The following is a 6,236-nucleotide window of genomic DNA, read 5'->3' as shown; positions in this document are numbered from 1 at the left end:
TGCATCGAGAGTCACAGGAAGTAGCTGGGGGCTCTCTGAAGAAGGTAATAGCAGCTTTCCCTCGCGCCATTGTTGTCGCCATTTGAACAACAGATTGGCGTTAATGCCATTTTCAAGAGCAAGTTTTGAGATGGATATCCCGGGTTCACAGGAGGCAGCAACGAGCTGCTGTTTAAATTCGGGAGGATAATTAGGGCAGCCTTTTCGCCTGCCGGGATTCACATTTTTCTGCATATCTGACACTTTGGTTCCCACTACTTATTTGGTGGACACCACTTTGTCTAATTCGTCAGATTCTGACCAGACGGTTCAGGCTGTACGCTTACGGATAAGGTGACGCAACAGAATGCTTCTCTGGTAGAAGAGGCCTCAGCGGCGGCGGTGTCCCTTGAAGAACAGGCGGCACGATTAACTGAGGCGGTGGATGTATTCCGTCTGAACAAACATTCTGTGTCGGCAGAACCTCGCGGAGCGGGTGAACCAGTTAGTTTCGCTACGGTGTGAAAATGTTCAAGGAGGGATCGACAGATCCCTTCACCTTTCAGAACGGCATTGATTTTCGAATAGCGTTAATCATCAACTGGCAACCAGAAGAGAACATCGCATCTACGCGGGTCAGTATTCCAATCGGTTCGCCTGCACCATGTCCCGGAACAGGCAGGGCCACCAGCGTGGCATGACGCAGGTCGTCTTTTACCGCGCCAGAAGGGACAAACCACACGTAGTCGTATTCAACCGTAAGTTGACGAGATAGCGAAGCAGACAGCGTTTCGATACAACCCGAAGGAATTTTACATCCCTGGCTCTGTACTAATGCATCTGAATGCTGGCGTGGCGCAGTGCCTTCTGGTGATACAACGACCGGCCATTCCAGCACTCGGCTTAGCGTTACGTTCTCCTGAAGTAGCGGGTGATTAGGGCGGACAACCAGCTTCAGCGATTCAAGAAACAGCAGTTCGTAATTAAGCCCGGTCATCAGTTCAGGATCTGACATCCGACCAATGCCGATATCGATTTCCCCGGTTTTCAAACCCGCCAGAATCATAGGGTTACTCATTGTCGCAACTTGCAAGGTCGTCTCTTTTTGTTGCTGATGAAACTGACCTATAACCGAAGGTAATATCCCCAGTGCCGCAGTAGGTAGTGCACCAATCCTGACGACATCATTATTAAGACCTTCTTTACGATGAAGCGACTGTCCGGCAGTGTTGATGGCGTCAAGAACTCTGACTGCATGCGTTAAAAATTGTTCGCCGGGTAAGGTAAGTTGCGCCCCCTGACGACCACGCTCAAACAAGCGAGTGCCCGTCAGCTGCTCCAGTTCATTCAATGTCTTAGAGAGCGCAGGTTGACTCAAATTAAGGGTTTCAGCCGCGCGCCCCAAAGTTCCTTGTTGTGCGACAGCTACGAATGTATGAAGGTGGCGCAAACGGATGCGCTGACTAAACAGACTATTTTTTTCCATAAGCGATGTTAAAAACGAAGCGGTGTCGCTGACAAGTGAAGTTGTTTGATTATGATAACTTGATTGCAAAATATAATTAACAATTAAAGCAATTGTGTTACAGCAAAATGGATAATATTGATGTTTTCGCGGCGAGATCACAGTTTGTAAATTCTTCCCGCCAGAGTGAATGCGGTTACCTACACTCCAGATTACTGACCACTGGAGGCAGACACTATGGCGAACAGCATCACGGCGGATGAGATTCGGGAACAGTTTTCGCAGGCAATGTCAGCCATGTACCAGCAAGAAGTTCCGCAGTACGGCACGCTGCTGGAACTGGTAGCTGATGTGAATCTGGCTGTGCTGGAAAACAATCCTCAACTGCACGAAAAAATGGTAAATGCAGACGAGCTGGCGCGACTGAATGTTGAACGTCATGGGGCGATTCGCGTTGGGACTGCACAAGAGCTTGCTACTCTTCGGCGGATGTTTGCCATTATGGGGATGTACCCGGTGAGCTATTACGATCTCTCGCAGGCAGGGGTGCCGGTACATTCGACAGCATTTCGGCCCATTGATGATGCTTCTCTGGCGCGTAATCCCTTCCGCGTTTTTACCTCCTTACTCCGCCTTGAGCTTATCGAGAACGAAATTTTGCGCCAGAAAGCGGCGGAGATTCTGCGTCAGCGCGATATCTTCACCCCACGTTGTCGACAACTGTTAGAGGAATATGAGCAGCAGGGCGGTTTTAACGAAACACAGGCACAGGAATTTGTGCAAGAGGCCCTGGAAACGTTTCGCTGGCACCAGTCAGCAACGGTAGATGAAGAAACCTATCGCGCCTTGCACAACGAACATCGGTTGATTGCTGATGTGGTCTGTTTTCCTGGATGCCATATCAACCACCTGACGCCACGTACGCTGGATATTGACCGGGTGCAGTCGATGATGCCTGAATGCGGAATTGAACCCAAAATTCTCATCGAGGGGCCGCCGCGCCGCGAGGTACCGATTTTACTACGCCAGACCAGCTTTAAAGCACTGGAAGAGACGGTGTTGTTTGCGGGGCAGAAACAGGGCACGCATACCGCGCGCTTTGGTGAAATTGAGCAGCGTGGCGTGGCATTAACGCCGAAAGGGCGACAACTGTATGATGATCTTCTGCGTAACGCTGGAACCGGGCAGGATAATCTCACTCACCAAATGCATTTACAGGAAACCTTCCGCACTTTTCCTGACAGTGAGTTTTTAATGCGTCAGCAAGGGTTGGCATGGTTCCGGTACCGTCTGACGCCTTCGGGTGAGGCGCATCGTCAGGCGATTCATCTTGGAGACGATCCACAGCCTTTAATTGAACGTGGTTGGGTAGTGGCGCAACCCATCACCTATGAAGATTTCTTGCCCGTTAGCGCGGCGGGGATCTTCCAGTCAAATCTGGGTAATGAAACGCAGACACGCAGTCACGGTAATGCCAGTCGCGAAGCATTTGAGCAGGCGTTGGGTTGTCCGGTTTTGGATGAGTTCCAGCTTTACCAGGAAGCGGAAGAACGCAGTAAACGTCGCTGTGGTTTGCTTTAAATTCTGACCATCCGCCTTTGCAAAAATTTGCCTGATTTTACAAACGAATCAGGCTCATCCCATCGACATAAAAAAAATGCCGATTTATGCATATTCTCTCAGTTCAACAATTGGATTATTAATAAATATTGTCTAGAGTGAGCGGTCATAAATAAGCACTTTCTTGCCGCTGAAAACGACCAGCGCGGGACCATTCACAACACCAGAAGGACTCACTTTCAGGTATGGATCGTAGACGATTTATTAAAGGTTCAATGGCTATGGCCGCCGTGTGCGGTACCAGCGGCATTGCTTCTCTTTTTTCTCAGGCGGCATTCGCGGCAGATTCTGATATTGCCGACGGGCAAACCCAGCGTTTTGACTTCTCCATTCTACAGTCAATGGCGCACGACTTAGCGCAAACAGCGTGGCGTGGTGCGCCTCGTCCGTTACCTGACACGCTGGCGACAATGACGCCGCAGGCTTATAACAGTATTCAATACGACGCCGAAAAATCGCTCTGGCATAACGTTGAGAACCGTCAACTGGACGCTCAGTTCTTCCATATGGGAATGGGATTCCGTCGCCGCGTTCGTATGTTTTCTGTAGATCCAGCAACACATCTGGCGCGTGAAATTCACTTTCGCCCGGAGTTGTTCAAATACAACGATGCGGGTGTTGATACAAAACAATTAGAAGGGCAAAGCGATCTCGGCTTTGCCGGTTTTCGCGTGTTTAAAGCCCCCGAACTGGCGCGCCGTGATGTAGTATCATTTCTCGCGCGAGTTATTTCCGCGCCGTTGATGATACATATCAATACGGTTTGTCGGCCCGCGGCCTGGCGATCGACACTTACACCGACAGTAAAGAAGAGTTCCCCGACTTTACCGCCTTCTGGTTTGATACGGTAAAACCGGGGGCAACTACCTTTACCGTTTATGCGTTGCTCGATAGCGCCAGCATTACTGGTGCCTATAAGTTCACTATCCATTGTGAGAAAAGTCAGGTGATTATGGATGTGGAAAATCACCTGTATGCGCGCAAAGACATTAAACAGCTGGGCATTGCGCCGATGACCAGTATGTTCAGCTGCGGTACTAATGAACGTCGGATGTGCGATACAATTCATCCGCAAATTCATGACTCTGATCGTCTGTCCATGTGGCGGGGCAACGGCGAGTGGATTTGCCGTCCGCTGAATAATCCGCAAAAATTGCAGTTCAATGCTTACACCGACAACAACCCGAAAGGGTTTGGTTTATTGCAACTGGATCGTGACTTCTCCCATTATCAGGACATTATGGGCTGGTATAACAAACGCCCAAGTCTGTGGCTGGAACCGCGTAACAAGTGGGGTAAGGGCACCATCGGCCTGATGGAAATCCCAACAACGGGCGAAACGCTGGATAACATTGTCTGTTTCTGGCAGCCAGAAAAAGCTGTAAAAGCAGGTGATGAGTTTGCATTCCAGTATCGTCTGTACTGGAGTGCGCAACCGCCTGTTCATTGCCCATTAGCGCGCGTTATGGCGACGCGTACCGGCATGGGCGGTTTCCCGGAAGGTTGGGCGCCAGGTGAACACTATCCCGAAAAATGGGCGCGTCGTTTTGCCGTCGATTTCGTTGGTGGTGATCTGAAAGCTGCCGCGCCAAAAGGCATTGAGCCGGTGATTACGCTTTCCAGTGGGGAAGCGAAGCAAATCGAAATTCTCTATATTGAACCCATCGATGGTTATCGTATTCAGTTTGACTGGTATCCGACTTCGGACTCCACTGATCCGGTCGATATGCGGATGTATCTACGTTGTCAGGGGGACGCTATCAGTGAAACATGGCTGTATCAGTATTTCCCGCCAGCGTCGGATAAACGTCAGTATGTTGACGACCGCGTGATGAGTTAATCGTTTTTTCTTCGGCACCTTCTTCGGGAGGTGCCGTCTGGTTAAACACGATCCCGCTCGCATTTTTCCCTAAGTTAAATGAGTAATCTGATGGTGTGTATTTCAGATACACCTTGTCAGCCACTAACAGGGAGTGCGTATGTTTCCAGAATACCGAGATTTAATATCCCGTCTGAAAAACGAAAATCCTCGCTTTATGTCCTTGTTCGATAAACACAATAAACTTGATCATGAAATTGCCAGAAAGGAAGGTTTCGACGGTCGAGGGTACAATGCGGAAGTGGTCCGCATGAAAAAACAAAAGCTACAGTTAAAAGATGAGATGCTCAAAATCCTGCAGCAGGAGAGCGTCAAAGGGGTGTAAACTTTCCTAAGCCGCCAGCCAGGCGGCTTTTTTAACAACAGCATGGATTGACTGGAGATAAGATGACTGAAACGATAAAAGTAAGCGAATCACTTGAATTACATGCTGTTGCGGAAAGTCACGTCACACCTCTTTATCAGTTAATCTGTAAAAATAAAACCTGGTTACAGCAGTCGCTAAACTGGCCGCAGTTCGTTCAGAGTGAAGAGGACACGCGAAAAACGGTGCAGGGTAATGTGATGTTGCATCAACGCGGCTATGCCAAAATGTTCATGATTTTCAAAGAAGATGAACTTATCGGCGTTATCTCGTTTAATCGTATTGAACCACTGAATAAAACTGCTGAAATCGGCTACTGGCTGGACGAATCTCATCAGGGGCAGGGGATCATTTCTCAGGCGCTGCAGGCATTGATTCATCATTACGCTCAGTCTGGTGAACTTAGACGCTTCGTGATCAAATGTCGGGTGGACAATCCGCAAAGCAACCAGGTCGCTTTGCGCAATGGTTTTATCCTTGAAGGTTGCCTGAAACAGGCTGAGTTCCTGAATGATGCCTATGATGATGTGAACTTATACGCGCGTATTATCGATTCATAATAACCCTGCCAGCGGCGTTCGCGTAATGCGCTCCTCGCCGTTAATGACTTTTGGACCACGGACATGAACCGTGTCGCCATCAAAGGCTTCAACGACGGCGTGGTCGGTTAACTCCACATGGTTTTCAATTATCACCGCACCTGAAATACGGCTCTCACCTTGTATTACAACGTGCTCGTCGAGCAGAATCGGTTCACCACGTACCACGGCATTTCCGCCAATCAAGACATGATGTTTTAACACACAATTACCTTCCACAATGGCATATTCGTAAGCGTGCAGCAAGAACCGTATTGACGGGGATGTGTTATTCAGTCGGCAGTGCTACGCGCCAGGGGAGCAGTTCGCCGACCCGGTTTATCGGCCAGT

5 protein-coding genes and 3 pseudogenes are annotated in these 6,236 nt (G+C 49.3%); 5 read left to right on the top strand and 3 right to left on the bottom strand.

The genetic code is table 11. From position 1 onward, the window contains the following. The coding region (locus tag BFF42_RS09530) for a transposase (protein WP_252866569.1) at positions 1-234 on the bottom strand (234 nt) is incomplete at its 3' end. A 93-nt stretch (positions 235-327) separates the two neighbouring features. Between BFF42_RS09530 and BFF42_RS09525 the strand changes: the two are divergent. Next, positions 328-504, top strand: a pseudogene (locus tag BFF42_RS09525) (hypothetical protein); the annotation flags it as partial. Positions 505-541: 37 nt separating this feature from the next. Here the strand turns inward: BFF42_RS09525 and BFF42_RS09520 are convergent. Then, on the bottom strand, positions 542-1,465 hold the full coding sequence (locus BFF42_RS09520; RefSeq protein WP_012421364.1) for a LysR substrate-binding domain-containing protein: 924 nt from the start codon (positions 1,463-1,465) through the stop codon (positions 542-544). 216 nt (positions 1,466-1,681) lie between these two features. On the opposite strand from BFF42_RS09520, the gene hglS reads away from it, so the two are divergent. The 4 genes and pseudogenes from hglS (at position 1,682) to rimL (ending at position 5,867) form a co-directional block, all read left to right on the top strand. Beyond that, positions 1,682-3,025: a 2-oxoadipate dioxygenase/decarboxylase HglS gene (gene hglS / locus BFF42_RS09515; protein WP_000013782.1), complete on the top strand. Its 1,344-nt coding sequence runs from the start codon at positions 1,682-1,684 to the stop codon at positions 3,023-3,025. A 224-nt stretch (positions 3,026-3,249) separates the two neighbouring features. Continuing rightward, positions 3,250-4,904 (top strand): annotated as a pseudogene (gene opgD / locus BFF42_RS09510) (glucan biosynthesis protein OpgD). A 139-nt stretch (positions 4,905-5,043) separates the two neighbouring features. Next, entirely contained in the window at positions 5,044-5,268 is a 225-nt protein-coding gene (locus tag BFF42_RS09505) for an HP1242/YdcH family protein (protein ID WP_004983724.1), read from the top strand. A gap of 62 nt (positions 5,269-5,330) precedes the next feature. Then, positions 5,331-5,867 (top strand): 50S ribosomal protein L7/L12-serine acetyltransferase, encoded by a 537-nt coding sequence (gene rimL / locus BFF42_RS09500; RefSeq protein WP_000140884.1) that lies wholly within the window; start codon positions 5,331-5,333, stop codon positions 5,865-5,867. Here rimL and BFF42_RS09495 read toward each other — a convergent pair. Then, positions 5,862-6,140: pseudogene (locus BFF42_RS09495) on the bottom strand (YdcK family protein); the annotation flags it as partial. The gene rimL and the pseudogene BFF42_RS09495 sit on opposite strands and share 6 nt — an antisense overlap. Between the last annotated feature and the right edge of the window lie 96 nt (positions 6,141-6,236).

This window comes from Shigella sp. FC1661, from assembly GCF_001712525.1.
GTDB lineage: Bacteria > Pseudomonadota > Gammaproteobacteria > Enterobacterales > Enterobacteriaceae > Escherichia > Escherichia coli.
This window is presented reverse-complemented; position numbering and strand designations above follow the sequence as displayed.

What these genes read in the sequence shown, in the direction of transcription:
- hglS (WP_000013782.1), top strand. Translation starts at nt 1,682, where the DNA reads ATGGCGAACAGCATCACGGCGGATGAGATTCGGGAACAGTTTTCGCAG.
- rimL (WP_000140884.1), top strand. Translation starts at nt 5,331, where the DNA reads ATGACTGAAACGATAAAAGTAAGCGAATCACTTGAATTACATGCTGTT.
- BFF42_RS09505 (WP_004983724.1), top strand. Translation starts at nt 5,044, where the DNA reads ATGTTTCCAGAATACCGAGATTTAATATCCCGTCTGAAAAACGAAAAT.
- BFF42_RS09520 (WP_012421364.1), bottom strand. Translation starts at nt 1,465, where the DNA reads ATGGAAAAAAATAGTCTGTTTAGTCAGCGCATCCGTTTGCGCCACCTT.